This is a genomic window from [Flexibacter] sp. ATCC 35208 (genome assembly GCF_001975825.1).
GTDB lineage: Bacteria > Bacteroidota > Bacteroidia > Chitinophagales > Chitinophagaceae > Chitinophaga.
Genome location: NZ_MTKN01000001.1, coordinates 278,265 through 301,946 on the forward strand (window position 1 = coordinate 278,265; position 23,682 = coordinate 301,946).

The following is a 23,682-nucleotide window of genomic DNA, read 5'->3' on the forward strand; positions in this document are numbered from 1 at the left end:
ATCAATATGAAACGTAGAGATTTTCTTAAATATACCGCGCCAGCCGCTATTCTGCCAACCTTCATCAACGGGTTTGCTGTAAAGGCTTTTGGCTCTTCCTCATTATTGTCGGCACTTGAAAGTGCTTCGGCGGACAACGATCACGTTCTGGTTATGATCCAGCTGGTCGGTGGGAACGATGGCCTGAACATGGTCGTGCCTATCGATCTCTATGATAAATACCAGGCTATTCGTCCAAATATCGCCATCCCCCAGGGTAAGCTGTTACCACTGGTGAATAATGTAAAAACAGGGCTACATCCTGCTATGACCGGGGTGCAGCAGTTATATGAAGAAGGGAAGGTCTGCATCATCCAGAGCGTAGGCTATCCTTCACCAAACTACTCACACTTCCGCGCTACCGATATCTGGGTATCTGGTTCTGATGCGAATGAGATTGTCGAAACCGGATGGGGAGGTCGTTATCTTGATACACAATACCCGGGTTATCCTGATGGTTACCCGAATGATGATAATCCTGATCCGCTGGCGATCCAGATTGGTTCTATCGTATCTCCTGCTTTCCAGGGGGCGAATACCAATACGGGGATTGCGATTTCCAGTGCGACGGACTTTTATAACCTGTTAGATGACGTAACGGACCCGGTTCCGGATACGCATGCAGGGGTAGAACTGGCTTATATACGCCTGATCGCCAAGCAGACAAATAAGTTCTCTGATGCTATCAAGAAAGCGGCGCAGAATGTCACTTCTCAAAGTGCATATCCTGATACGCAACTGGGCAGACAGCTGAAGATCGTGGCCAGACTGGTGGCAGGTGGTCTGAAGACCAGAATGTACATGGTGAGCATGGGCTTTTTTGATACCCACGCCAGCCAGACACAGGGGGGAGATAACACCACCGGTTATCACGCAGAACTATTGCAGGAACTGTCAGAAGGAATCAAGGCATTTATGGATGACCTGACCAAACTGAAAGCGTCCCGCAGAGTGGTGGGTATGACCTTCTCTGAATTTGGCCGTCGTATCAAATCAAACAGCAGTATGGGTACGGATCACGGTGCTGCTGCGCCGATGATTGTATTTGGTGATTATGTACAGCAGGGGATCCTGGGGACTTCGCCGGATATTCCGGATAGCGGGTCGGTGGCGGATAATACCCCGATGCAGTATGATTTCCGGTCAGTATATGCGAGTTTGCTGGAACAATGGTTCTGTGTAGATAATACGACGTTGCAGTCTATTTTGTTCAAGGATTACCAGCGCTTGCCAATTGTAAGCGGTATAGCCTGTGGTACTATTACAGGTATCGACGATGTGAATAACGGTAGTAAGGGGTTGATAACCAACTATCCTAACCCTTTTGTAGATACAACAACCCTGAAGTACAAAACACGTGGCGGGCATACTATGATCCAGATCTTTGATACCATGGGTCGTTTGGTGGCGGTGCCAGTGAATAATGTGTTGGCAGGAGGGGAGTATACAACGGTGTTTGACAGCAAAAAGCTGGCAGCTGGTATCTTCTATGCCCGTTTGCAGAATGGGGTGTACCAGGAAGTGAGATCTATGCTGAAAGTGAAGGTATAGCCAAAAATATTTAATATATAATAAGGGACGTATGGCGACATACGTCCCTTATCTTTTTCACCATTCATCATTATGTTTAACAACATTGTTGCATTTATTAGGAATTCCCCTACCTTTGTTTCACTTTGAAAAACAGGTTCCTACATAAGATACTGGCGATCCTGCTCCTGGGCGTATTTACTTTTAATACGACCCCCAGGGAATTCATACACCAGGTATTCATGGATCACCATGATACCAGGGACGCGCCTATCCCGCACGATGGACTTGCTTTTTCTATCAAACACCAACACTGTAAGTTCCTGCAGATAGAGCCGGAACCTTATCAGCACACCAGTACTTTCTTTGCTGTGCTGGAGCAATCTGTATTGTGGAGTTATGCTAACCCGGTTATTCCGGCAATTACGCAGGAAGATTACCGCATGTTATCCCCCCGGGCACCTCCTGCCGTTTCTTTTCTTTAATCATCTCTTTTATATCTGATTGAATTGACGCAATGTCAATCGCTATGCATGCATTCATGCATTTATTCTAAACTATTTTATTTTTATGCACTACCTGCGTGTTGTTATATTAAGTATACTGACAGGACTTTCTCTTTATTCTCCTGCCTTTGCCGATGATGATGCCGGCAACTCACTGAGTGGATCGGTTACAGACAAATCGAATAATACCCCATTACCGGGAGTGACCGTTTATTTGCCAGACCTGCATGTAGGGGCTTCTACAGATGCGCAGGGTCATTACGAGATCAAAAATTTACCAAAAGGAAAATTCCTGGTAGAGGTACATTTCATTGGTTATGCGACCCTCACGCAAACCGTTCAGGTGAATGGCGCTACCAACATCAACTTTGGTCTGAGTACTAAAGTGATTGAAGAAAATGAAGTAGTGGTTACAGGTGTGAGTCAGGCGACATCGCTAAAGCAAAACCCGACTCCGGTGAACATTATCAGAAAAGATTATCTGGAATCAAATATATCTACCAATATCATTGATGCAGTGGCCAAGCTACCAGGTGTAAGTCAGCTGACGACGGGTCCGGCTATATCCAAGCCGTTCATCCGTGGTCTGGGTTACAACCGTGTAGTGGTAATAGGCGATGGTATCAGACAGGAAGGTCAGCAATGGGGTGATGAGCATGGTATAGAAATCGACGATTATAATGTAAGTAAAATAGAAGTGCTGAAAGGCCCTGCATCACTGGTATATGGTTCCGATGCGCTGGCGGGGGTGGTCAATATCGTACCACCAACTCCTGAGCCGGCAGGTCATGTGAAAGGCAACATAGCCGCCAATTATCTGTCTAACAATGGGATGATTGCCTATCACGCAGATCTGGCAGGCACAACTCAAAATGGTTTTAGCTGGAGTGTGTATGGTACGCAGAAGTTTGCACACGATTATAAGAATAAGTACGATGGATATGTGTATAACTCTAAGTTCCATAACACGAACTACGGTGGTAGCATTGGTTTCAATAAAAACTGGGGATCTTCTGTATTGCGCTTTACTTCCTTTAACCAGGAGTTGGGTTTGGTAGAAGGTGATCGTAATGAACTGGGTCAGTTCATCAAGCCTATCAATGATAATGGCGTAGCAGGAGAAGGAGTCGCTACCGATAAAGATTTCAAATCATATACAATCGGTTTGCCACGTCAGCAGATCAACCATCAGAAATTGGTATGGGATAACGATTTCTATATGCACAATGGTGGCAGATTGAATGTGATACTTGGTTATCAGTGGAACAGACGTCAGGAGTTTGGAGATGTATTAAATCCGAATGAACCTGAGTTGTACCTGAAGTTGAATACGTTCAACTATGGTGTGAAATATTCATTTGCTGATATGAATGGATGGCAGACTGCTATAGGTGTGAACGGTATGCAGCAGCATAATAATATTCTTTCAGGAAGTGAGTTCCTGGTGCCAGGTTACAACCTGTTTGACGCGGGTATCTATGCGGTGACAAGTAAGACGTGGGATAAGCTGACATTCAGCGGTGGTCTGCGTTTTGACAACAGACATATCAGTGTGCAGGGTTTGATGCTGGATGAAGATGGTAAACCGGTAAGCAGTGGTGGTGAAGAGAAGTTCAATGCACTGAGCAAGAATTTTTCCAACATTTCTGGTAGTGCGGGTCTGAGTTATGCAGCGAGTGATAAGGTGACGCTGAAAGCGAATGTAGCAAGAGGTTTCAGGGCGCCGAATATTTCAGAGATTGGCGCGAATGGTGTACATGAAGGCACGATCAAGTATGAATATGGGAATGAGTCGCTGAAGCCAGAGGTGAGCACACAGGGTGATATTGGCGTGGAGTTTAATTCAGAGCACGTGTCAATGACGGGTAGCTTGTTTTATAATCACATTACCAACTTTATTTATAGCCGTAAGCTGAGCAGTGTGAATGGTGGGGATTCAATTCCTACGACTGATAATGATGAGGGGTATGCGGCATTCAAGTATCAGCAGTCAACAGCTAATTTGTATGGAGGAGAGGTGATGATTGATATACATCCGCATCCGATAGACTGGTTGCACTTTGAGAATACTTTCTCCTATGTGAAGGCGGTGATAGCGAATGGTTCAGATTCTACAAAGTATCTGCCTAATATTCCGGCGGCAAGATGGTTGTCAGAGTTGAAAGGAAAGTTCAAACATGTAGGTGGTATATTCCAGAATGCGTATGCGGGTATACAGATGGATTGGACGTTTGACCAGAACAATGTGTACTATGCTTATCAGACGGAGACAGCAACACCTGGATATACATTGTGGAATGCGGGGATTGGTGCAGATGTGGTGAATAAGAATAAGAAGGTATTGTTCTCATTGCATCTGGCAGCAAATAATCTGACAGATGTAGCTTATCAGAATCATTTGAGCAGATTGAAATATGCGGCGGAGAATGAGGTGACAGGAAGAACAGGTGTGTTTAATATGGGGAGGAATTATAGTGTGAGAGTGGCTATACCGTTGAATTTTAAATAGTCGTTGCGTATACAGATAGAGAAGGAAGGGTCGTCCGGGCGTGGACGACCTTTCTGATTTTATAAGAGGGGAATGTGTATAATGGAATATGCTATTGTCATTGTAGCTTTGGCTTTGTAGACATTGTTTGTTTGATGCATTGTTTGTTTGAGGGGTATTGTATTGCTGGTATTTCCATTTTTTCAGATCATCTTTATGGACAGTTCTGTCTCAATGCACTGATTAATTTAGTGTCATATCTTAATTCATCCTATTGTTTATGGACAACTTTGTCTCAATGCACTAATTAATTTAGTGTCATATCTCAATGCCACCGGGTTTGCCGGGTCTACAGTAATATCTTCCAGTTTTTCATTTGCCTTATCCAGTCTGAGCCATGCTAAAGTAGACTCGTGGTCTTTTTCGCTGGCGAAGAGTTGTAGAAAGAGTTTGCTACCTTCTTCCCGGTCTATTCTCACTTTTATATTTTCTTTTTTTGCCGCTTCGGTTTTGAAGCTGGAGCTCATGACGATGTCAGTGATGGCTTTGTAGCATTCAGGAGAATAGGAGCCGGATTTTGGTTTGAGAGTAGTATTTGTCGAATCTTTGATGTCTGCATTAGTGGGGGTGGATTCGGCAATGACTTTGTTTACAGTGGTGGTATCGGCGCTTGCTTCCTGCGAGGCGGCGGCGCAGGCAGAGAGGAGGGCCATTGATAGGATGATGAGCAGATTTGATGGACGCATAATGGGTGATTTTGTTTTGAGGAAAGTAACACAAAATACAGGCCAGCAGGAAATTGCGTTTGTGGCTGGATAACAAGAGGAAGGATAAATAAATTATAATTGTAATTTTGGGGTATGAGCCATCAAAGACCAAACTACTTTCTGAGTATGTTATCCATGAAGTGCCCTCATTGCAGGAGAGGGGATATGTTTAAGGATAAGAATCCGTATCATTTGAGTTTTAAGAAGATCTTCAACATGAATGAACGTTGTCCGGTATGTGGGCAGGTGTATGAGTTGGAGACGGGGTTCTGGTTTGGGACCGGGTATGTGAGTTATGCTTTGGGGGTAGCGTTTTCGGTGTTTACGCTGATTTGTTACTGGGTGTTGGTTGGGATTTCCTGGAAGGATGACAGTGTGTTTTGGTGGCTGGGGGTGAATGGGGTATTGCTGGTGTTGTTGCAGCCGTGGATGATGCGGATAAGCAGGGTGATTTATTTGTATTTCTTTGTGTATTATGATGAGGATACGGCGGAGTTGTGATTTGTCATGATTGTCATGAAAGTGCGCAGTATGTACGGCGAAGCGGCGGTAAAGCGGCGGTAGAGTGATATAGAAGGGGGATAGAAACGATATTGAAAGGCTGTCGAAGGAGGGGGGAAGGAGCAAATGAATTGCTGAAGAATGGTTATTGCAACTGCGAAGAATGGTTGCTGCAACTGCGGAAAATGATTTGTTCAGTTCGCTGAAAATCCCTAACTTATAGTATGGCTAAATTGTTTGATCCCAATCCTTTACAGGGCACTTTTGGAGAGATTACACTTTATTCAGCGAATGGGAATTATTACATGAGAATGAAAAGTTCCCTGACGGCTGAAGAGGTGATGACGCTGCCTGCATTTGAGGGCACGCGGCGGAGTGCTGCGCGGTTGGGAAGGGCGTCGAAGATAGCGAGCAGGGTGTACAGGCAGTTGGAAGAGAAGGTGCATGGGGTGTATAGGGAGATGACGGGGAAGGCGACGAAATTATTGAAAGCGGGAGTAATTGAGGAGGAGGTAACCCGGCTGTTGGAAGCGGAGTATTTGAAGGAGCAAGACGGATATTTAAGCATAAAAGAAGAGAAGTATTTACATATAGAAAATGATTATTTAAATCAATCAGCAAATAAAAAAGATCGATCAAATCATAAAAACGATCAATCGAATCATAAAACAAAGAGGGAAAGTGATACATCACTTCCCCTCTTCATTATAAAAAAGACAAAACTATCTTTCCCCGATCTGTTGCCTCCACATGGCATAATACAGCCCTTTCTCAGCCAACAGATCAATATGATTCCCCGTCTCAATAATCCTCCCCTTTTCCAGCACAAAAATCTTGTCCGCATGCATAATCGTGGACAACCTATGTGCAATCATCACAGTAATATGCTCACGGGTAGCGGTGATTGCTCTTACCGTATTAGAGATTGCTTCTTCAGTAATAGAATCCAGCGCAGAAGTCGCCTCATCAAATACCAGCAAACGCGGATGGCGGAGGAGTGCACGGGCAATAGAGAGACGTTGTTTCTCACCGCCTGATACCTTCATACCACCTTCACCAATCATGGTATCCAGCCCATTATCACCACGGGCGAGCAGGGTGTCGCAACTTGCCTGTTTCAGCACGCGCAGCATATCATCGTCTGTGGCGCGGGGATTTACGAATAAGAGGTTTTCGCGGATGGTACCTGAGAATAACTGGGTATCCTGTGTCACGAAACCGATCTGTGCGCGTAATTCTTCTATATCAATCCCGGAACTTTTAATGCCGTTGTAGTACAGATTTCCTTCAGCAGGATTGTACAAACCGACAAGTAATTTCACCAGCGTGGTCTTGCCAGAGCCGGAAGGGCCGACGAATGCCACTGTTTCACCGGTTTTCACCGTGAAACTGATCTGTTCGAGGGCTTTGGTACTCGCTGTCAGGTGCTGGAATCCTACATTTTCAAATGTGAGGGACTCAATATTGCTGATCCTGACAGGGTTGGAGGGCGTTTCTTCTACCGGAGTATCCAGGATGCGCTGGAAGTTCAGGAGAGATACCTGTGCCTCACGGTAAGCGAGGATGATATTGCCTAATTCCTGCAAAGGGCCGAAAATGAAGAAGGAATACAGCTGTAAGGTGAACAACTGGCCTACCGTTACGGAACCTCCGTAAATCAGGTACATGAGCAGGAAGAGGATCACCTGGCGCAGGAAGTTTACAAACGTACCCTGTACAAAACTGATACTTCTGATGCTACGCACCTTTTTCAGTTCCAGCATGAGGATACGGATGGTCGTTGAATTGAGACGACGGATTTCCTGGTTAGTGAGGCCAAGGCTTTTTACCAATTCGATGTTACGCAGGGACTCTGTGGTCGCGCCTGCAAGCATGGTCGTTTCCTTGACGATCGTTTTCTGAATAGTCTTGATCTTGCGGCTGAGTACGTTCATGAGCCAGGACAGGAGCAAACAACCGCCGGTGTATACAAATACCAGGCTTTTGTTTACAGTGTAAGCATACACCATCACGAAAATGACACCTACCAGGGCAACGAAGAGTACGTTCACAAAGGCAGTGATGAACTTCTCGCTATCCGTGCGTACTTTCTGTAATACAGCGAGTGTTTCGCCACTACGCTGGTCTTCAAATTGCTGGTATGGCAGGCGGAGGGAATGCTTCAGTCCGTCGGTGTAAACACTGGCGCCAAACTTCTGGATAATCACGTTTGTGAAGTAATCCTGGAAGGCCTTGGCAATACGCGAGACCATAGCGACACCCATAGAAGCAAGCAGTAGCAGAATAACACCGCTGATATAATCACCCTGCCCGCGTGGTATTCCTTTAGCAGTCGTGTTTGGGTGATTCGCGAATCGATCAATCAGCTTTCCAAAAATATATGGATCAAGCAGGGAAAATACCTGGTTAATGGTCGCTAATAATAAAGCCAATCCGATTAACCATTTATATCTTTTCAGATAATGTAAAAACAATTTCATGATGCAAAGAACAGTCTAGATCGCAAATATACGATATTATAAATGTTGCAACATCTTTGACTATACTACAGGTCATAAAAATTGAGTACCTTAATACTCAGAGAGGGATTTATATAGCTTATAAAAGGTTATAAATCAACAGCAACGCTTCGGCAGCAGCGCCGCTACGGCCACTATTCACCAAAACGGCTTTCCACGTTTACTTCACAATTTTTTCTTAATCAAATTGTTATGAAGACCTATGATGAGAAACACATCAGGAACATTGTCCTATTAGGAGCAGCGAAAAGCGGTAAGACCACACTTTGCGAAACCATGTTATTCGAGGCCGGTATCATTCCCCGACGAGGCAGGGTCGAAGAGGGGAACACGGTCTCCGATTACCATGATATAGAGCATGACAGGGGTAGCTCGGTTTACGCCACCTGTATGCACACAGAGTGGCGTGATTACAAGATCAATATTATTGATACCCCGGGACTTGAAGACTTTATCGGGGAAGTAATTGCATCCATCCGCATCTGTGACACCGCACTCCTCCTGCTGAATGCACAGCACGGCGTAGAAGTGGGTACCGAACTGATTTGGGACTATGTGGATAAGTACCGCAAACCGACTATCGTGGTTGTGAATCAGCTCGATGCAGAACTAGCAAATTTTTCCCGCACTGTTGAATCCGCAAAACGGGTATTGGGAAACGCCGTTACGGTCATGCAATACCCTGTGAACCAGGGACCTGGTTTTAACAGCGTGATCGACCTGTTGAAAATGACGATGTACAAATTCCCGGAAAAAGGTGGTAAGCCAGAAAAACTACCCATTCCTGAGAGTGAAAAGGAGCAGGCGGAAAAGCTACACAATGAACTCGTAGAAAAAGCCGCCGAAAATGACGATACCCTCATGGAACAGTATTTTGAAAAAGGAAATCTCGATGAAGATGAATTGCGGCAGGGATTGAAAATAGGGATGTTGAAACACGATGTGTTTCCATTGTTTTGTTTATCTGCTTTGAATGATATGGGAAGTGGAAGGCTGATGGGATTTATTGACAATGTAGCCCTATCGGCGGTGGATATGCCTCCTGAAAAAGGCGAAAAAGGTGAAACGATAGCCTGTGATCCGGCAGGCCCTCCGGTATTGTTTGTATTCAAGACTTTGCTGGAACCGCATATTGGAAAGCTATCGTTTTTTAAAGTGTTGTCGGGGGAAGTGAAGGCGGGAGTTGAGTTGTACAATGAGAAGGGGAATACGGCAGAGCGGTTGAATCAGTTATTTATTGCTGATGGTAAGAACCGCAATAATGTGGAGGTACTGCGTACAGGAGATATCGGTTGTACTTTGAAACTGAAAAATACTTTGACGAATCATACATTGGGAGAGAAGGGGAGTGTGCAGGTGGAAGCGATTCATTTTCCTACACCAAATGTGCGGGTAGCGATCGAACCTGTGAATAAAGGGGATGATGAAAAACTGAGCGAAGTGCTGGCAGAAATTCATATGGAAGACCCTACTTTGGAAATTGAATATAACCGTGAATTGAAACAGGTGATTTTGCATGGGCAAGGTGAATTACATTTAGCATTGACCAAATGGCGGCTGGAGCATATTTATAAAATGCCGATCGATTTTATTCCTGCGAAAATACCTTACAGGGAAACGATCAGGCAGGGTGCACAGTCTACATACAGGCATAAAAAACAATCAGGTGGTTCGGGGCAGTTTGCAGAGGTGTATATAAAAATAGAACCTTACTATGATGGTATGCCTCCGTATAAGGAACATCCGGTACGTGATACGGAAACGGTAGATTTAAACTGGGGTGGTAAGCTGGTATTCAATAATTGTATTGTAGGTGGCGCCATTGATACACGGTTTTTACCTTCTATTATGAAAGGGATTATGGAGAAGATGAATGAAGGTCCTTTGACAGGATCTTATGTGCGGGACATCAGAGTGAGTGTATATGATGGTAAAATGCATCCTGTGGATAGTAATGATATTTCATTTAAGATAGCGGGGATGATGGCGTTTAAAGATGCTTTTCACCAGGCGGCACCGTTATTATTAGAACCTGTGTATGATGTGGAGACGACTGCGCCGGATGATATGGCGGGCGATGTGATGGGAGAGTTGCAGAGCAGGCGAAGTTTGATTACAGGGATGGATTCTGAAAATGGATATCAGATTATTAAAGCGCGCACGCCGCAGGCGGAATTGGATAAGTTGTTTGCAGCATTGCGAAATGTGACGCAGGGGAAAGCGAGGGTGAAAGCGGTGTTTGCAGAGTATGCAGCTGTGCCGGGGGAATTACAGAAGAAGCTGATGGAGGAGTATAGGAGTGTAGAATTAGTAGGGGGATAAAAACAAAAATGTTGAATTTATTGGGGAATAAAAGAAGGTGTATCATAAATAAATGAAACTCCTGAGAAACGCATAAAATGGAATCTGGCTTCATCAGGTATCCGAATAAAAACATTCATGAAAGAGAGAATTCACCAGCGAAGAGGAAAACCATTTTCAATAAAAAGAGGGTGTATCTGAAATTAGATACACCCTCTTTTTATTCAGTTAGCTAAAGGAGCCAGCTATCCTTTATCAAACTTTTATTAATAACCCGGATTCTGTGTCAGATTCGGATTCAACTTAATTGCATTAGTAGGGATCGGGAAGATACGGTGATTCACATCAGCATCTGTTTTGAAACCCCAGCTGTTTTCAAATTTACCAAACCGGATCATGTCATTTCTATGCCATGCTTCCATTGCGAACTCTCTGGTTCTTTCATTGTAGATAGAATCCAGTGTGATATTTGTCCATGCTGCGCTGGTAGTACGCTGAGCTCTTACCTGGTTTACCAGGCTCAGTGCAGAAGCACCGTTGGTAGCGCTACCACCACGCTGAATTGCTTCGGCTTTCATCATCAGGATGTCGGCATATCTGAATACAGGAATGTCGTTATTCTGGTTACGGTTTGCAGATGTTGCATCAGGATAGAACTTGATATTACGGTAACCCATGTTCCAGGCTACTTCGTCATTACCACAATCAAACAGGTCAGTACTTTGTCTCAGCACTACATCAGGAGTCAGGTCCAGCTGATAGGTGTAAGAAGCGGTGTTACCTGCATAGGTGATTGCATCATAACCTGCATAAGTAGTGGTGATGGTGATAGGAGTACCATCCTGTTTGTATTGTTTACCATGCAGCCATTGACCGTTACGTACATCATTGTCATCATAAAAGTAGGCATAGTAGGAAGGTATGGTACTTCTGGGTGCACCTGGTACGAATGGAATGCTGAAGTAGTTGTAACCGGCGCCTGCTGCTACGTTACCCATAGAGCGTGGCACATCATAGCGGCTGTGGATATTTACGCCTCTGAACGGCCATGAGCCGTTGCTGAAGTTAGGATCATAAGGAACGGCGAAGATGAATTCAGGGGTAGCAGGACCGTTATTGTATTTGAACATATCCAGGTAGCTACCGCTGCTGGCCAGGGTGTACAGGTTAGAGTTAATAACACTGTCGCAGGCAATGATTGCATCGTTGTAACGTTGAGTGCCGGTGTAGTATTCAGCATTCAGGTACAATTTTGCCAGCAGGGAAAACGCCATGAACTTGTTCGCTCTGCCGTAGGTAGAGGTACCGGTTGCCCTGCTCAGGTAAGGCAGTGCATTGGTGATTTCTTTTTCAATCCAGTTGAAAGTAACGGAGCGATCTACATTTTCATGCGGAGTATAGTCACCGGCTACAGTATCCAGTGGTACACGGCCGTAGTTGTCCATCATCCAGAAATAAGCCAGGGCACGGATCATTTTTATTTCGGCAAGATGTCTGCTTTTAGTAGCGCCATCTGTTTCGGTGGTGCCGAGGATGTCGAGTGTTTGGTTAGTTACACCGATGATGGTGGAGAGCCAGGTCCAGTTCCCGTTTACATAACCATTATCCCTGGTCCAGGTGTGGTAGTGCATCTGAACGTTTTGTCCACCATCGTACCAGTTACCGCCACGGGCGGGCATGATGGTTTCGTCTGTACTTAAAGAGTTCTGCATTTGCCATTCAACGCCGTAGTTACCTCTCAGTACAACATACACGGGGCCGGATGCGGTGATGAAGGAAGCAGAGTCCTGTGGGTAGGTATCAGTAGTGAGTTCAGTAGTCACTGGTACTTCTAGCTTATGGCAGGCAAAGCTTGCAGCCACCAGCACTGAAGAAAGAAAATATTTTATGATTGAGCGTTTCATACTTCTCGTTTGTTGAATTGATAAATATTAGAGGGACAGGTTCGCACCGATCAGGAAGGTGCGTGTTTTTGGGTAGAAGTTGTTATAATCTACGCCAGGTGCGATGCCTCCCTGATTTACTTCAGGATCTACCCCTTTATATTTAGTAATGACGAAGAGGTTGTTGCAGGAAACGTACAATCTCAGTTTTTTGATAGCAGGATTGACATTTCCGAAAGTATAAGCCAGTGTTGCGTTATCGAATCGCAGGTAGCTACCTGATTCGATGTAGCGGGAAGAGTATCTGTAAGAGTTTATATCGCTTGCAGATTCATCTTTTGCATCTGCCAGGATGTTCGCATATTGAGCAGTGGCAGGGCGGAACAGGTCAGCCCTGGTAGCATTGAAAATTTTGTTGCCATACACACCTCTCACGAATACGTTCAGGTCCCAGTGTTTGTACCTGAAGGTATTGGACCATCCGTAGATCAGTTTAGGCTGTGCGCTGCCCAGGTAGTGGTAGTCAGTACCATTACTTGGAGAGATGGTAGTGGTACCATCTCTTTTGAGGTATTGAGAGATCCCGCTGGTGTTTTTGCCTGCATATTGGAAGGTAAAGAACTGTCCCAGTGGTTTACCTGTTTTCAGCAATTGCAAACTTGCACCTGATTGAGAAGCACCTTCAGGATAGGCGACAGCAACTGAGTCACCACCTGAGAACAGTGGGTTGTTCAGGCTGGTTATCTGGTTTTTGTTGGTAGCGAGGTTCAGGGAGGAGGTCCAGCCGAAGTCTTTCTGATCAATGATCGCGCCGTTCAGGCTTAATTCAATACCCTTGTTATTCATGCTACCACCGTTTGCAACGATCGAACCGGTTGGAACCAGGGCAGGATTTACGCTATAAGAATAGATCATGCCGGTGGTGTTTTTGTTATACACTTCCAGTGAGCCTGTCAATCTGCTTTTCAGAATAGCGAAGTCCAGACCGATGTTGGTAGTGGCTGTTTTTTCCCATTTCAGGTTAGCGTTTTGAGCCTGAGTAGGACCGTAAGCGGCCAGTTGCTGACCATCATAATAGAAGGTACCGTTACTACCGATGATATATTGAGCAGTGAATGCGCTAAAACCACTTGAGTTACCGGTTACACCATAGCTGGCTCTTAATTTCAGGTCATCAAATAGATGTTGATCTTTCATGAAAGATTCCTGTGCGATGCGCCAGCCGATACCTACAGAAGGGAAGTAACCCCATCTGTTGTTGGCACCGAATACGGAGCTACCATCGTGACGAATGGAGGCTTGTAATAAATATTTTTCTTTGTAATCGTAGTTCACACGTGCGAAGTCAGAGATCAGTTTAGTTTCCTGGTATACGCCATCAGAGCCGAGGTTGATGTGGGTAGAGTAAGCGTAAGGGTTGCTCAGTGCAAGGTTTCTGAAACTTGTGTTATCAACGGCGAAGTTGTAAGTGGTAGTAGAGAAGCCATCGCCGATGATGTTGCTCTGCCAGGAATAACCAGCAACGGCGTTGATGTTATGGCCGCCGAAGTGTCTGTTCCAGGAGAGGAAGCTTTCCAGAATTTTATATGTGTTGGTATAAGAAGATCTGGTAGCCTGACCATTGGTACCGAAGGTTTGTTGTGTGTGACCGGAGGTTCCTGGATCAGGGTTGTTGTACATACCATTATATTCATTGGTGTAGTACTTGGAGAGATACTGACCGGAGAGTGCGGATACGTTCATGTAAGACACGCTGAGGTCATATGTGAATCCCCATGGCAGCTTTACGTTGGTGGTAAAGTTGGCAGAGAAGTTATTGTTCTTTGTTTCCAGGTCGCTGTTGTTCAGCATAGCGACAGGATTGAAGTAGTTGCTATACTGGAAGTTTTCGAAGTAGCTGCCGTCAGTGTTTTTTACAGGAGAAACGGGCAGATAGATAGCAGATTGCAGGAGGATGGTGTTTCTGTAAGGAACGTCCTTCGCATTGCTGATAGAGTTGGATATATTGAGTCCGAATTTCACATTATCGTTCAGCGCATATTGTTCAACGGCTAATCTGGCGATCATACGTTCCAGAGAGGTTTTCTTGATAATACCTTCTTTGTTGGCATAGTTGAGCGTAGCGATATAATTGCTATGTTCAGAACCGCCGCTGAAAGAGATGTTATGATTTTGAGACACGGCGGTTTCTCTTTCGATTTCTTTCTGCCAGTTGGTATGGGCGCCCAGGTCATCGTTAGGGGAGAAGCCGGAACCATTTTTAGTGAGGAAAGCGCGGAGTTCATCGGCGCTCATCACGTCCAGGTTTTTAGATATTTTTTCAGCACCTACATAGGTATTGTAGCTTACCTGTAGGTTACCGGATTTCCCTTTGCGGGTGGTTACGATGATAACGCCTGCGGAAGCTCTGTTACCATAGATAGCGGTAGCGGCGGCATCTTTCAGTACTTCGATGTTGGCGATATCATCGGGAGCGATGAGGGAGATATCCATACCGGGCACACCATCAATTACATAGAAAGGTGTCTGGGATGAGTTGAGGGTGGAGGCACCACGGAGGATAACGGCAGCGGGCTTATTAGGGTCACCGCTGGCGGTAATGTTGAGGCCTGGGACTTTACCCTGCAGGAGTTGTCCGAGGTCCGTAATAGCGCCTCTATTGAGGTCTCCTGGTTTAACGGAGGTGATGGCACTGGTGAGTGCCTGTCTTTTTTGTTTACCATAACCAACGATGGCGACATCGTTTAGTTGGGTAGCGCCGGAAGAGAGAACAATATTGAGCGTAGTATTGTTACCTACTTTGACTTCTTTGGTTTCGTATCCGATGTAGGTAATAACGAGGATATCGTCCGGAGAAGCGTTGATAGTGAATTCTCCTTTTTCGTTTGTGGAAGTTCCTTTTTTAGTAGCTTTTACCATAACGTTCACGCCGATCATAGGTTCACCAGTAGCTGATGTCACCTTACCTTTAACTGGGGGCCCAAACCTTGCGTTGGTATTGATGCTTCCGGGAGTGATCCGGAGGGGAGATGCGCTGGCTTGGATCTGAATCCCGGCAGTCAGCAATAAGAATGACATCATTCTTATTGTGGTCCCTGGTTTAAATTGCAATCGATTGCAATTTCTGCGAATAGCAGGCAGCTTCATAGTTTTTCCGTATTTAGGTTTATAAATAGTTGTTTTGTGCGCACGTTTTAATTTTGGTTTGGCCACATACGTGAGTATAGCAGGCCATACTGGATGGTATCGTGAGATACGGGCAAGTTTCAGTTCACATTTTTTGTTGATAAATGATTATAGGAATTCGTCCCTCCTAACCTGGAATTCTACAGAGTTATTTACTACACCACTTCTTTAATTTGCGGCTTGCTTAGGCGTTTACCCCGCATCGTCCACTGTTGATTGGTTGTTTTACTGTTCGGTATATCTCCTTATAACTATGGAATTCAGTTTGAAGATAATGAGAATATTTAAATTCTGCATTTTTTTTGAAAAAAAATGATTTTTGGGGGTGGGGAGTGAATGGGGTGGACATAAATGTCGGTAGAACACTTAATAATGAGGATGGATGGTGGGGGTGGTTTGGTAGGAGGCTGTTTGGTGGATTAGTTGGAGGATAGTTGATTTGTCGATGGTATTGGGGGAATGTATTGGAGTAATCCAGGTTGTAATACGGGTGGTTTATTTCGGGGTGGAGGAAGGTGACAGAAAGTAATGATGTAGAGAAAAGCAAGGGATAGGTGTTTTAGATGATTTCATCGTAGGCTAAGTTAAAGTCTTTGTTCAGTTAATCTACTGACAGGAGTAGAGTCGATTTTTCATGGGGTTCAAGTTATAATATAAAGATTTTATTTTTATAATGTTTTGATTTTTAATATCATGTGATTAAAATGTTGTTTGTGGAAGTAAACAAATTTGTTTATTTTTACAATATGCAAGAACAGCTATCCATATTGAAGGGAATACATCCGGGCATTGTTTTGGAAAGGGAACTTCGAAAAAGAAACCTTACAAAAAAGGAATTTGCTCAATCTATTAACGAGTATCCTCAAACCCTTGGTGCGATTACCAAAGGGAAAAGAAATATGAATATATGGCTTGCATTAAAAATTGAGCATGCACTAAATATTGAGGAAGGATATTTTATGGTCTTGCAGGTTTATTATGATATTCAAGAAGAAAAGCGAAAACGATCTGTCAATCAATTACCTGATCTTTCCAAACTAAGACGTGTATTATTTTGGGACACCCAAATGGAGAAAATCGATTGGCAAAAGCAAAAGCGCGCAGTTATTCTGAGAGTTTTTGAACGAGGGAATGAACAGGAGAAGGAAGAGATTATTCGGTTTTATGGTAAGAAAGTAGTTGATGAAATAATAAAAGATTATAATACTCCAAAGTATGCCAGCTAAAATTTACTGGAATACCGTAACTCCATTATTAAAAGAAGTTCTCCTGCGATTAATGAATTGCGAAGTATTTGAACAATTCCGTTTGGTAGGGGGAACTGCACTTAGTCTTCAGATGGGCCACCGTTTATCTGTAGATATTGATTTATTCACAGACGCTGATTACGGCTCAATAGATTTTCAGGAAATGGATAAATTTTTGCTTTCGGAATTTGCCTATGTTTCTGATTCAAGAACCGGGCCGATAGCATTTGGAAAATCATATTTTATAGGTGAGAGTGAAGCAGATGCGATAAAACTTGATATTTATTATACTGATAAATTTATTCAGCCTGTAATAAAATTCGGTAATATCAGCATGGCAACTATTGAAGAAATAATTGCCATGAAATTGGAGGTAGTACAGCATGGGGCACGTAAAAAAGATTTTTGGGATTTACACGAGTTAATAAATGACTATACGCCTGAGCAAATGTTAGATTTACATTTGCAACGTTATCCCTATGGTCATGATGAAAAAATTATCAGATCAAATTTGATTGATTTCTCACAAGCTGATGCAGATTTTGAGCCTATTTGCCTAAAAGGAAAACATTGGGAAATAGTTAAACTTGAGATGATCGAATTTATGGAGGCACGTAAATCATAGATTTTACATCCAGTAATTCTCTCTGTCAAGAGACCTGAATTGTATCGCCTCCGCAATGTGATCGGATTGAATATGTTCACTTTGAGCCAGGTCGGCGATGGTGCGCGATACTTTGAGTATGCGGTCGTAAGCGCGGGCCGAAAGGTTCAACGTTTGCATCGCTTTTTTGAGCAGATCAGCACATTGGGTATCCAGTTGAGATACCTTTTTTAATAAGGATGGATGCATTTGTGCATTATTGTAAATTCCTTTATGTCTATTGAATCGTTGTTTTTGAATATTCCTGGCGGCGATCACTCTTTCTCTTATTTTATTACTGGATTCGGATGTGGATAAGCCTGTTAATTCCTGGTGAGATACAGGTGTCACTTCTATATGTAAATCTATCCTGTCCATGAGTGGACCAGAGATTTTGCGCATATAGCGTTGAACAGCGCCTGCGGGGCAGGAGCAGGACCTGTCAGGATGATTAAAATATCCACAGGGGCATGGATTCATACTCGCAATGAGCATGAAACCGGCGGGAAAGTCGGCAGTATAGGAGGCTCTTGAAATGGTGACTTTTCTTTCTTCTATGGGTTGACGCATTACTTCTAAAACCGTGCGTTTGAATTCAGGTAATTCATCGAGGAATAATACGCCATTGTGGGCTAAGGATATTTCACCTGGTTGCGGTGTGACACCCCCACCTACTAAGGCGGTGTCACTGATCGTGTGATGTGGTGAGCGGAAGGGACGTTTGGTGATTAAAGAGCAATCGAGTTTGCCAGCTACTGAATAGATTTTGGTGGTTTCTAAAGCTTCGGGAAGGGTCATGGGAGGAAGAATGCCAGGAAAGCGTTTTGCCAGCATTGTTTTGCCAGCACCGGGAGGGCCGATGAGTAAAACGTTGTGTCCACCGGCGGCGGCTATTTCGAGGCCGCGTTTGACCATATATTGTCCTTTAACTTCATTGAAGTCGGGATCGTTGGAGTTTTGTTGGGAGAAGATGTTGACGACATCGGAATTGGTAGGACGTAAGGTTTTGGGGTTGTTGTAGAAGTCAATGACTTCTTTCAGATCGGCAGCGCCGTAAACTTTGATGCCGTCTACCATTGATGCTTCTTTGGCGTTTTGAAGGGGGAGTATGATTCCTTTGAAACCGTCTTTTTTTGCTTGTACGGCTATGGGGAGGGCTCCTTTTATTGGAAGTAAGGTTCCATCTAAAGAGAGCTCTCCCATGAGTGTATAGTGATTTAAGTTATCAGTTTTGATTTGTTCTGATGCGGCTAATAAACCAATGGCTATTGGTAGATCATATGCAGCACCTTCTTTGCGAATGTTCGCAGGCGCCATGTTTACGATGGTTCTGAAGCGGGGAAATATGCACCCGATATTTTGGATGGCAGATTCTATACGGTCTTCACTTTCTTTGACTGAGCTGCCTGGTAAACCTACGATGGAGAAACGGGTGCCTTTGGGTGAGACATTCACTTCTATAACAATGGAGATGGCACTGACGCTTTGCAGCGCACTGCCATAGGTTTTAACAATCATGGATGATAGCGTTTGTTATTGAATATAACGAAAAAATCTCATCTACTTTTGGCAGATGAGATTTTTCTTTGTGAAAGATTTTGTGGATTTCCCAGATTATTCGCTATGAATTTTCCAGATTATCCTCCTGTGATGAAACCTGTTATTTTATTTCATTCAATAAATCCAATACCTTCTCGCGTTTCAATATTAAGTAACCAATTTTTTCCTTCGCTATACCATCTTTCAATTGGTAGGTGAAGTATAGATTATCATCTATCACATCTGCTTCAAAATATTTGAATCGTATATTAGCAGCATCTTTCAACTCCTCTGCAATCTCATACAGGTGTGTGGATAAGATGAACAAACAGTTCGTACTTTTTAATAAACCATTGATCACTGCAAGAGAACAATTCTTTGCATCTTCCACATTTGTACCTTTGAACATTTCATCAATCAGTACTAACCACTTTCTTCCATCATTGATTTTGATGATGGTATTTTTGATACGTTGTACTTCATTAAAAAAGAATGATTCTCCTTTAAAGATATTATCCTGCACCTGGATATTACTAAAGATACCATTGAAGAAACTACATTTCATTTCTTTCGCAGGTACGCCCATGCCTATATGAGCCAGGAATACTGCTACACCTACTGCTTTGATGAATGTCGTCTTTCCCGCCATGTTCGCGCCGGTGAGGAACATGAAGTGTGATTGTGGTGTGATCGATACATTGTAAGATACCGGTTTAGGCAGGATTGGATGATAGAGATCTTTGATCTCTACGAATGGATGCGGCGTATCTTCGAATGTAGGGAACTGTAAATTGAAATGACGAATTGCTTTTGACATTGCATATAATGCATCCAGTCTGCTGTATAAGTCTAACAACTCCTGGATCGTCTTACGATGTTTTTTGCGGATATAATGATCATGTCGCAGGATCTGCATGAATGATGCTGGTCCGGATGCATCTGCAGCGATGATGTCGTTGAATTCTTTTTGATATAATAGATGATGCGCCCTGTCTAAAATTTGTTTTAGATCGCGGGGGGTATGTTCAGTATTGTATATGCTGACTAATGAGCGGAATCCTTTGAGCAGGTTGAGCAATTGTGTGAAGGAGAATTGGATGAACCCGTAATCTGAATTATAGATCATCTTGGTCATCACTGCACTTACAACGAGGGAGAGGCCTTCCGGATTGCTGATAGGTTCTATCTGTGCCTCGAGGTAATTTTCCATCACGACGATCGTACCGTTGGTGATATCCACAGGCCAGCGATCTTCTTCCTGTATCAGGTATTGTAATGCTTTATGTCTATGTTCTAAGGCAGGTATATCTTTCAGCGGATTTGCATATATCTGCCTGAGGTAATGTCTGCCGCCTGTTGTTGTCGTAAAATCCAGTTTATGAAACAAAGAAAATTCCTCTTCTCTGTTAAATATAGATAGGTCGTAATAGGTCGTTTTGTCTAATTCCATTGCACAGGCTTTTAGGTGAATATACGGAAATATGTCGCTTTATTTACAGATGAGCAATGTGAAGAATTCCATAAGGAGGGGATAAAAAAAGCACCCATCCTTTTTAGAGGATGGGTGAATATATTGGTAAAGGTCGTTGTTATTTGAAGAACGGAAGCCTTTATTATCTGTTGAACAACAAACGTTGTCCTTTCTCACTCTCATTGAATTTACCATTCTCATAAGCCAAGTGACCACTTACAAATGTATGTGTCACGGCAGCAGGGAATGTATGTTCTTCGAGCGGAGACCATCCACATTTATAATGCAGGTTGCTCTTTTCCACCATGGTGGCCTGTTGCAGATCTACGATCACACAGTCCGCAAAGTATCCTTCACGCAGGAAACCTCTTTCTTTAATCTGGAAACAGATAGCGGGCGCATGCGCCATTTTCTCTACCACTTTCTCAAGGGAGATATTGCCTTTGGATACATGTTCCAGCATCATCAGGAGACTGTGCTGCACCAGTGGAACGCCGGATGGCGCCTGTAAGTAAGGTTGTTGTTTCTCTTCCCAGGTGTGAGGAGCGTGGTCGGTGGCAATGATATCCAGACGGTCATCGAGCAGACCTTGCCAGAGGCCATGTTTATTGTGTGCTGCTTTGATAGCAGGGTTACATTTAATAAGATTGCCGTAGCGGGCGTAATCATCTGCTGTGAAGTACAGGTGATGTACACATACCTCAGCGGTAATACGTTTTTCTGCCAGTGGCAGCATATTGCTGAACAACTGTAATTCCTTCTCGGTAGAGATGTGCAGGATATGCAGACGGGAATTGTGTTTTTTAGCAAACTGGATGGCGACCAATGACGACTCGAAACAACCTTCTTCGTTACGGATCAGGGGGTGGTAAGCAGCGGTGAGGTTTTCCGGACCTACTTCCTGTTTGTATTTTTCGAGATTGGTTTTGATGATCTTTTCATCTTCGCAGTGGGTGGCAATGAGTACTTCGCTACCACCAAAGATGCGTTCGAGGGTGATGAAGTTATCCACCAGCATATTGCCGGTAGAGGAACCCATGAATATTTTCACGCCGCAGATACGGTCTTTCTTTTCGTTTGTTTTCAGTACTTCATCAGCGTTGTCGTTGGATACGCCCATGAAGAAGGAATAGTTGGCCAGGGAATGATTTGCACCGATGGTGTATTTGTCTTCCAGCAGCTCCTGGGTGAGGGCGGCGGGAATGGTGTTAGGCATTTCCATGAAGCTGGTGGTACCGCCGGCTACAGCTGCACGGGATTCTGTGTAGATGGTAGCTTTGTGGGTAAGGCCGGGTTCGCGGAAGTGCACCTGGTCATCGATGACACCGGGGAGGAGGTGTTTGCCTTCGCCGTTGATTTCAATGTATTGTCCGCTGATGGTGATCTGCGGGGCGATTTTTTCTATACGGCCATTGCTGATGAGGACGTCCTGGACAGTGGTACTGCCTTCGTTCACTACGGATATATTGCGGATGATATATGTCTGCATGCCGCAAATATAGTGCAAAGAAAGGTTTGTTAACCTGTCAGGGGAAGGAGGTTTATTATCATTCCATGTTTGGGAAGAAAAGCCACCACAGGTAGTGATAGGTTGTTGCCTTTCACATACGGGTGTAATTTATTAACCTTCCAGATGGATAGAGAACACGATCATTCTGGACTTCAGGGATTGAATCACGTTGGAGTAACGGAGGTTCTTATCTTTCACCTGCATATTAGACAAACCATTACTGATTTTAAACTCTGGTGAGAAGATAAAGCTGGGGAAATAAAATTCAAAACCAGCGCCGGCTTCATAGCCGTAGTCACCCGCTTTGATTTTTATAAGATCGTCTGCACGACGTGCACGGGCATTGGAAGCCAGGTCATAATCGTATTTCAGACCAGCGATCACGTATACGCGCATATTATCGATACGGTCGGATTTGAACTTAACCTGTAAAGGGAATTGCAGGAGGATGGATTCGATATTTTTAGTGGTCTCCCTGGAAGGGAAATTTTCTCTATAGTATAAGTTTTTCGAGGCGAATGACAATTGCGGATTAAGGCGAAGGTCAAAATATTCGCTCAGGCGTATGTTGCCCAGCAGACCGAGGTTGAATCCAAAGGTCTTGAGGGGCTCTACTACCATGATAGAGTCCTGATGCAAAAAAACAGCATCGTGGAGGAGTTTGAAATTAGAGTTGTTGGCCGCGAGCGTGATACCAAAGTAATAGGGTTTGGCATCATGTTCTTCCATATTCAGTACGGTTTGCGCGTGTGCGCCCCTTGTATTCCATAGGATAGCCAGTATCAGTACTAGCGGGAAGCGCAATAAATAGAGCTGATGCCGAATGTGAGTTTTTTGCATGTCACTGCTTGAAAGCCGGTATTAGTTAAAATATTACACATTTCCTGACCTTGTGGGAACGCTTTCACAGATTCGGGAAGGTAGCTATATGCTGCCTCACTCTTTGCAATCCATTTTCCGATCAGGGGTGTAATATAGCGAAAATACAAATTATATAATTGTTTAATAGGAAAAACTGTTGGATTAGAGAATTCTAATATTACCAATTTTCCGCCCGGCTTTAATACACGCAACATTTCCGCCAGTCCTTTTTCCAGATTTTCGAAGTTGCGAACACCGTATGCTACCGTTATTGCATCAAACGTATTATCAGGAAAACTTATTGTTTCGCTATCTCCCAGCTGCAGGGTAATTTTGTCAGAGAGGCCCAGATTATTGATTTTTTCCCGACCGAAAGAGAGCATACCTTCGGAGATATCTATTCCAGTAATGGTGTCAGGATTCAGTATTTTGTTGGCCATAATGGCGAAGTCGCCGGTACCGGTAGCCACGTCCAGCATCTTTTTGGGTTGGAGGGATTTCAGCAGTCTGAGGGCTTTTTTACGCCACATGATATCGATCCCGAGGGACATAAAGTGGTTTAAAAAGTCATAGCGGTGGGCAATATCATTGAACATTGTCGCTATTTGTTCCTTCTTGCTTAATTTTGACGCGGCAAACGGTACTACTTTCTTGTCTGACATAGCCCGCAAAGTTAGGGTGTTCTTGTTGA

16 protein-coding genes are annotated in these 23,682 nt (G+C 44.0%); 7 read left to right on the forward strand and 9 right to left on the reverse strand.

What is annotated here, in order from left to right:
* The first annotated feature begins 6 nt into the window (after positions 1 to 6).
* The 3 genes from BW716_RS01055 to BW716_RS01065 all read left to right on the forward strand — a co-directional run bounded on the left by BW716_RS01055 (position 7) and on the right by BW716_RS01065 (position 4,584).
* Positions 7 to 1,590 carry a DUF1501 domain-containing protein gene (locus BW716_RS01055; protein WP_083720242.1) on the forward strand — a complete coding sequence of 528 codons (1,584 nt, stop codon included), beginning with the start codon at positions 7 to 9 and terminating at the stop codon, positions 1,588 to 1,590.
* A gap of 125 nt (positions 1,591 to 1,715) precedes the next feature.
* Entirely contained in the window at positions 1,716 to 2,054 is a 339-nt protein-coding gene (locus BW716_RS01060; RefSeq protein ID WP_083720243.1) for a hypothetical protein, read from the forward strand.
* Positions 2,055 to 2,139: 85 nt separating this feature from the next.
* Positions 2,140 to 4,584: a TonB-dependent receptor gene (locus BW716_RS01065; protein WP_083720244.1), complete on the forward strand. Its 2,445-nt coding sequence runs from the start codon at positions 2,140 to 2,142 to the stop codon at positions 4,582 to 4,584.
* A gap of 257 nt (positions 4,585 to 4,841) precedes the next feature.
* Here BW716_RS01065 and BW716_RS01070 read toward each other — a convergent pair whose 3' ends face one another.
* On the reverse strand, positions 4,842 to 5,309 hold the full coding sequence (locus BW716_RS01070) for a hypothetical protein (RefSeq protein WP_083720245.1): 468 nt from the start codon (positions 5,307 to 5,309) through the stop codon (positions 4,842 to 4,844).
* A 114-nt stretch (positions 5,310 to 5,423) separates the two neighbouring features.
* On the opposite strand from BW716_RS01070, the gene BW716_RS01075 reads away from it, so the two are divergent.
* Positions 5,424 to 5,831: a DUF983 domain-containing protein gene (locus BW716_RS01075; RefSeq protein WP_083720246.1), complete on the forward strand. Its 408-nt coding sequence runs from the start codon at positions 5,424 to 5,426 to the stop codon at positions 5,829 to 5,831.
* Positions 5,832 to 6,553: 722 nt separating this feature from the next.
* On the opposite strand, the gene BW716_RS01080 is transcribed toward BW716_RS01075, so the two are convergent.
* Positions 6,554 to 8,311 (reverse strand): ABC transporter ATP-binding protein, encoded by a 1,758-nt coding sequence (locus BW716_RS01080; RefSeq protein WP_083720247.1) that lies wholly within the window; start codon positions 8,309 to 8,311, stop codon positions 6,554 to 6,556.
* A gap of 231 nt (positions 8,312 to 8,542) precedes the next feature.
* Between BW716_RS01080 and BW716_RS01085 the strand changes: the two genes are divergently transcribed.
* Positions 8,543 to 10,672: a translation factor GTPase family protein gene (locus tag BW716_RS01085; protein ID WP_083720248.1), complete on the forward strand. Its 2,130-nt coding sequence runs from the start codon at positions 8,543 to 8,545 to the stop codon at positions 10,670 to 10,672.
* Positions 10,673 to 10,917: 245 nt separating this feature from the next.
* Here BW716_RS01085 and BW716_RS01090 read toward each other — a convergent pair whose 3' ends face one another.
* Together BW716_RS01090 and BW716_RS01095 are read right to left on the reverse strand one after the other, a co-directional pair.
* Positions 10,918 to 12,555: a RagB/SusD family nutrient uptake outer membrane protein gene (locus BW716_RS01090; RefSeq protein ID WP_083720249.1), complete on the reverse strand. Its 1,638-nt coding sequence runs from the start codon at positions 12,553 to 12,555 to the stop codon at positions 10,918 to 10,920.
* Positions 12,556 to 12,582: 27 nt separating this feature from the next.
* Positions 12,583 to 15,615, reverse strand: coding sequence for a TonB-dependent receptor (locus BW716_RS01095; RefSeq protein ID WP_235643404.1), 3,033 nt, complete (start codon positions 15,613 to 15,615; stop codon positions 12,583 to 12,585).
* An 818-nt stretch (positions 15,616 to 16,433) separates the two neighbouring features.
* Between BW716_RS01095 and BW716_RS01100 the strand changes: the two genes are divergently transcribed.
* Together BW716_RS01100 and BW716_RS01105 are read left to right on the forward strand one after the other, a co-directional pair.
* Positions 16,434 to 16,946, forward strand: coding sequence for a helix-turn-helix domain-containing protein (locus tag BW716_RS01100; RefSeq protein ID WP_220388694.1), 513 nt, complete (start codon positions 16,434 to 16,436; stop codon positions 16,944 to 16,946).
* On the forward strand, positions 16,936 to 17,592 hold the full coding sequence (locus BW716_RS01105) for a nucleotidyl transferase AbiEii/AbiGii toxin family protein (protein WP_083720251.1): 657 nt from the start codon (positions 16,936 to 16,938) through the stop codon (positions 17,590 to 17,592). The genes BW716_RS01100 and BW716_RS01105 overlap by 11 nt, the downstream gene beginning before the upstream one ends.
* 3 nt (positions 17,593 to 17,595) lie before the next feature.
* Here the strand turns inward: BW716_RS01105 and BW716_RS01110 are convergent, their stop codons facing one another.
* The 5 genes from BW716_RS01110 to ubiE form a co-directional block, all read right to left on the reverse strand.
* Positions 17,596 to 19,128, reverse strand: a complete 1,533-nt coding sequence (locus BW716_RS01110) for a YifB family Mg chelatase-like AAA ATPase (protein WP_083720252.1) — start codon at positions 19,126 to 19,128, stop codon at positions 17,596 to 17,598.
* 142 nt (positions 19,129 to 19,270) lie between these two features.
* A complete protein-coding gene (locus BW716_RS01115) occupies positions 19,271 to 20,599 on the reverse strand; it encodes a DNA mismatch repair protein MutS (protein ID WP_083720253.1) in 1,329 nt (442 codons plus the stop codon).
* 163 nt (positions 20,600 to 20,762) lie between these two features.
* Complete coding sequence (locus tag BW716_RS01120) at positions 20,763 to 22,109, reverse strand: dihydroorotase (protein WP_083720254.1); 1,347 nt, start codon at positions 22,107 to 22,109, stop codon at positions 20,763 to 20,765.
* A gap of 132 nt (positions 22,110 to 22,241) precedes the next feature.
* Positions 22,242 to 22,859, reverse strand: coding sequence for an outer membrane beta-barrel protein (locus BW716_RS01125; RefSeq protein WP_235643406.1), 618 nt, complete (start codon positions 22,857 to 22,859; stop codon positions 22,242 to 22,244).
* Between the two features lie 59 nt (positions 22,860 to 22,918).
* Positions 22,919 to 23,653, reverse strand: coding sequence for a bifunctional demethylmenaquinone methyltransferase/2-methoxy-6-polyprenyl-1,4-benzoquinol methylase UbiE (gene ubiE, locus BW716_RS01130; RefSeq protein ID WP_083720256.1), 735 nt, complete (start codon positions 23,651 to 23,653; stop codon positions 22,919 to 22,921).
* Positions 23,654 to 23,682 lie beyond the last annotated feature (29 nt).